The sequence below is a fragment of the Pseudohaliea rubra DSM 19751 genome (genome assembly GCF_000764025.1).
GTDB classification, from domain to species: domain Bacteria; phylum Pseudomonadota; class Gammaproteobacteria; order Pseudomonadales; family Halieaceae; genus Pseudohaliea; species Pseudohaliea rubra.
Map to the genome: position 1 here is coordinate 1 of NZ_KN234819.1, position 3223 is coordinate 3223.

The following is a 3223-nucleotide window of genomic DNA, read 5'->3' on the forward strand; positions in this document are numbered from 1 at the left end:
GCGCACGGCTGGCGGCGGCGTCGGGCAGGCTGTCGGGGGTGGGGGCCGGTTGCATGGCGCCAGTCTAGGGGAGTGCCCGGGGCGGCGCCAGCGGGCCGGGCTGGCGTTCAGCGGGCCGGGCGTCAGCGGGAGAGGAAGTCCCGGATCCGCTCCCGGTAGCTGCGGCTGACCTTGAGCTGCGCGCCGCCCTCGAGGTTCAGGAGGAACTCGCCGTTGTCGAGGGTCTGCGCACCGGTGATGCAGCCGGTGTTGACCAGCGTGGAGCGGTGCACCCGCAGGAACACGGCGGGGTTCAGCATGGCCTCAAGCTGCTTCATGGTGATGCGCATGATGTGCGTCTCGCCACCGGCATGGATGCACATATAGTCGCCGGCGGCTAGTCGCCGGCGGCATCGACCCAGCGGATATCGGTGACGCGGATGAAACGGATGTCGTTGCCGTCCTTGATCGTGATCTTCTCGGGCCAGCTTTCCGGGCCGCCGCCCTCGAGCATGCCCTCCACGCCGCTTGCGCTCTCGCCGGTAATGCTCATCACCAGCTTCACGAGCTTTTCCTTGCTCTCACTGCTTTCCTGCTGATCGCGGTGCGCCAGGGCTCGCTCCACGGCCTCGTGCAGCCGGTCGTCGTCGATGGGCTTGAGCACGTAATCGACGGCGTGCACGCGGAAGGCTTCCACGGCGTACTCGTCGTAGGCGGTGACGAAAACCACCATGGGCATGGCGTCGCCCTGGAGCTCGTTCACGACCTGGAAGCCGTCCATGCCGGGCATCTGGATATCGAGGAAGACGAGATCCGGCGCGTGCTGCGCGATGGCCGCGAGTGCTTCCTGGCCGTTGGCGCACTCGGCCACCACGTCCACCTGCGGCAGCTCTCGCAGGCGCACGGCGAGGCCGCGACGGGCGAGGTTCTCATCGTCGACGATGATGGCGCTGAGCGTGTTCATGGCTTCCGATCCCCCGGGATCCTGCGCTCGACGGGCAGGGTGATGGTAATGGTGAGTCCGTGCGGTTCCGTCGCCGACAGCCGGAAGGACTGGCGGTCGCCGTAGAGCTGCTTCAGGCGTTCGCGGATGTTGACCAGGCCGACGCCGCCGCCCTTGGGCATCCGGCCGTTGCGCAGGTCCAGCCCCGGGCCGTCGTCCGCGACCTGCAGCTGTAGCTGGCCATCGACGATGCTGGCCGACACACCGATGCTGCCCCCACCCACGGACTGGGCGATGGCGTACTTGATGGAGTTCTCGACGATCGGCTGCAGCAGCAGGCTCGGGATGAGCGCATTGGCGGCGCCCTGGTCGATGTGGAAGTGCAGCGTCAGCCGGTCGCCGAAGCGGACCTGCTCGATGTCGAGGTAGAGCTTCAGCGCGTCGACTTCCTCGGCGACGGTGACCCGCTGCATCGGGTCGTTGTCCAGCGAGTAGCGCAGAAAGCGCGACAGGCGCATGACCATGTCGTTGGCGAGCTTCGTGTCCCGATCGAGGATGAGCGTCGAGATGGCGTTCAGCGTGTTGAAGAGGAAGTGCGGGTTGAGCTGGTAGCGCAGCATCTTGAGCTGTGCGTCCTGGGCCATGCTCATTGCCTTGAGGCTGCGCTGTTTCTCCTCCTGGGCGAGGAGGTAGTACTTGATGCCGAAGTAGAGCGCACTCCATACGAGCATGACCCAGAAGGCCGAGATCGAGCCACTGAAATAGGAGAGGAATTCGCTCTTCCCGGTATCCTGCGCGGCGTGCTCCTCCGGGAAGGCGCTGGCGAAAATGGTTGCCCGGCAGGCCATCCATCCCGCGCCGGCGCACCAGGAGCCGGCGAGGATGGCAAAGACGCGGCGGCCGAGGGAGGCCTCCCAGGTGCGCTGGTAGAGCCAGCGCAGGCCGAGGGTGATCGCGAGGCCGATGGCGGAAACGACCGGCAGGTACCAGGTGTAGTTCTCCGGCGGCTCGCCCCAGACCAGGACACCGAGGTAGAAGGACATCGCCCAGCCGCTCCAGCCGATGAACTGGAGCACCCAGAAGAGGCGGCGCTTGTCCTGCAGGAGGTCGTCGAGGGTCATGCTGCCATTATAGGGCCCTGCCCCCTCGCGCGTGGCGCTTTCACGGCGGTTTCATCGCAGTAGCCGGGCTGTTCGACGCAAAAGCACCTCTCAGAGCACCTCTCAGGGCGCCCCGGTGCCGCCCTCCGCAAGCGCCTTCAGCGCCTCGCCGCTGAGCCGGTAAACGGTCCATTCGTCCAGGGGGAGGGCCCCCGCGGCGCGGTAGAACTCGATGGCCGGCTCATTCCAGTCGAGGACCATCCATTCGAAGCGCCCGCAGCCCTCGGCCACGGCAATGCCGGCCAGGTGCCGGAGCAGGGCCAGGCCGACGCCCCGGCCGCGCAGCGCCGGGTCCACGAAGAGGTCCTCGAGATAGAGGCCGTGCCGGCCGAGCCAGGTGGAGTAGTTGTAGAAATAGACCGCGAAGCCGGCCGGCGCGCCATCGAGTTCGGCCATGATGCCGAAGACCTTCGGCGCGTCGGCGAACAGGGTGCGCTCGAGGTGCGCCTCGGTGGCCTCGACGGCATCGGGCTCGCGCTCGTACTCGGCGAGGCCCTGGATGAAAGCGAGGATCTGTGCGCAGTCCGCCGGCTCTGCCGGCCTGAGTGTCAGCTGTGCCATGGTGATGCCCTCCCTGGCATGGGTCCGAAGTGCGGGCTGGCGGCCTAGTCCCGGTCCCAGTAGCGCGTCATCTCCAGGTAGAGGAAGGACGCGGTCCAGGTGATGAGCACGAGGCCGACCAGCGACTCGAGGCCGGTGGCGTAGCGGATATCGCCCTGCGGCTCGATATCCCCGATCCCCAGGGTCGAGTAGGTGGTGAACGAATAGTACACGGCATCGAGGAGCGTACCGGAGAAGTTGCCGACCAGCTCGCCCCAGTGGTTGCTGCGGTGCATGTACAGGTAGAGAAGCCCGAAGATCCACACCTCGATGGCATGCGCGATCAGCGCGGCCAGCACGCCGAACACGATGCGGAAGCGGTGGCGCACCTTCAGCCGCGGCATGATGACCGTAAAGCGGTAGAGAACTTCGTAGTGGATCACCACCACGAGGGCGATCACGCCGCTGAGCAGGAAGAAGACTTTCAGCATGTCGGCTGCCCGGGGACTGAAGGGCCCAGTTTACGCGGGCTGCTGGCGGCGTAAACCCGGCGCCCGCCACAGGGCGGGTGCGGCCCGCACCCGGTCAGAGGGCCTGCAGG

5 protein-coding genes are annotated in these 3223 nt (G+C 66.9%); all 5 read right to left on the reverse strand.

The window, feature by feature from the left end; genetic code table 11:
• Nucleotides 1-122: 122 nt before the first annotated feature.
• Entirely contained in the window at nt 123-362 is a 240-nt protein-coding gene (locus HRUBRA_RS15685) for a LytTR family DNA-binding domain-containing protein (protein WP_236629886.1), read from the reverse strand.
• A 14-nt stretch (nt 363-376) separates the two neighbouring features.
• Nucleotides 377-943: a LytR/AlgR family response regulator transcription factor gene (locus tag HRUBRA_RS14395; RefSeq protein WP_236629887.1), complete on the reverse strand. Its 567-nt coding sequence runs from the start codon at nt 941-943 to the stop codon at nt 377-379.
• The gene (locus tag HRUBRA_RS14400; RefSeq protein ID WP_035518341.1) at nt 940-2043 is read right to left on the reverse strand and encodes a sensor histidine kinase; all 1104 of its coding nucleotides are present in this window, start codon (nt 2041-2043) and stop codon (nt 940-942) included. Before HRUBRA_RS14400 ends, HRUBRA_RS14395 begins: the two co-directional genes overlap by 4 nt.
• A 102-nt stretch (nt 2044-2145) precedes the next feature.
• Nucleotides 2146-2643, reverse strand: a complete 498-nt coding sequence (locus HRUBRA_RS14405; protein ID WP_035518343.1) for a GNAT family N-acetyltransferase — start codon at nt 2641-2643, stop codon at nt 2146-2148.
• A gap of 44 nt (nt 2644-2687) precedes the next feature.
• Nucleotides 2688-3113: a potassium channel family protein gene (locus HRUBRA_RS14410; protein ID WP_035518345.1), complete on the reverse strand. Its 426-nt coding sequence runs from the start codon at nt 3111-3113 to the stop codon at nt 2688-2690.
• Nucleotides 3114-3223 lie beyond the last annotated feature (110 nt).

Coding starts and splice junctions, on each gene's coding strand:
- HRUBRA_RS15685 (WP_236629886.1), bottom strand. CDS start 362: ATGTGCATCCATGCCGGTGGCGAGACGCACATCATGCGCATCACCATG.
- HRUBRA_RS14395 (WP_236629887.1), bottom strand. CDS start 943: ATGAACACGCTCAGCGCCATCATCGTCGACGATGAGAACCTCGCCCGT.
- HRUBRA_RS14400 (WP_035518341.1), bottom strand. CDS start 2,043: ATGACCCTCGACGACCTCCTGCAGGACAAGCGCCGCCTCTTCTGGGTG.
- HRUBRA_RS14405 (WP_035518343.1), bottom strand. CDS start 2,643: ATGGCACAGCTGACACTCAGGCCGGCAGAGCCGGCGGACTGCGCACAG.
- HRUBRA_RS14410 (WP_035518345.1), bottom strand. CDS start 3,113: ATGCTGAAAGTCTTCTTCCTGCTCAGCGGCGTGATCGCCCTCGTGGTG.